The following is a 760-nucleotide window of genomic DNA, read 5'->3' as shown; positions in this document are numbered from 1 at the left end:
CGCTTCCGGTACGGACAAGGCCCTTGCGCAGGCAGTCTTGCACCGCCCGCAACCGGCGCACTGCCCGGCCAGTTGCATAAGCGCGCGCCAGTCAAGGCCTGCGTCATGGTTCAGACCGGCACGCAAAAGATTCTGCTTGGCCTTGGGGCTGAATTCCTCGCTCTTGCGCAGCAGGAATACCGGGCAGTTCTCCAGACAGGCCCCACACTGCGTACACTGCCTGAGCGCCGCCATGCCTAGTAACCCTTGCCGGGATTCATGATATTTCGGGGATCAAAAACCGCCTTTATATCGTGCATCAGCGCCCGCTCCGCAGGAGGAATCTGCAAACCCGCATCCTTGCAGATGCCGCAGCCGTGTTCGCCCGACATGACGCCCCCAAGACGCAGCACGGCCTGCTCCATGGCAAAGCGCGCCTCTTCCACACGGCGCGCCATGTTCCGGTCAGCCGCGTCATAAAGGATATTGGCGTGGATATTGCCGTCGCCCACATGGCCGAAATGCAGAAACGTCACGTTATGCTCACGTGCGATATTTTCCATTTCCGCAAGCGCCCGCACAAGCTGCCCGCGCGGCACGGTAACGTCGTCGGCCATCTTGTCCGGCCCGGCCAGAAAAGTGGTGGGATTGATGCGACGGCGTATTTCCCACAGGCGTTCCTCATCCTGCGGGTTCAGGCCCGTGGTATGCCAGAGGGCCGTGGACATGTTGCGCAACAGGCGTTGCGCTTCCAGCGGCAGGGTGTCGGCGCTGCCGTCCA

At 62.0% G+C, this 760-nt stretch carries 2 protein-coding genes; both read right to left on the bottom strand.

The window, feature by feature from the left end:
* Window positions 1-234, bottom strand: a 234-nt coding sequence (locus V6C16_RS14605; protein WP_333543610.1) for a (Fe-S)-binding protein, incomplete at its 3' end; no start/stop codon positions are given.
* A gap of 2 nt (window positions 235-236) precedes the next feature.
* Window positions 237-760 (bottom strand): FAD-linked oxidase C-terminal domain-containing protein (locus V6C16_RS14600; RefSeq protein WP_333543609.1); only part of this gene is annotated, 524 nt, incomplete at its 5' end.

The sequence above is a fragment of the Desulfovibrio sp. 1188_IL3213 genome (assembly GCF_036763145.1).
Classification (GTDB): Bacteria; Desulfobacterota; Desulfovibrionia; order Desulfovibrionales; family Desulfovibrionaceae; genus Desulfovibrio.
Note: the sequence above shows the minus strand (reverse complement) of the source record. Positions and strands in the feature narration are given on the sequence as shown.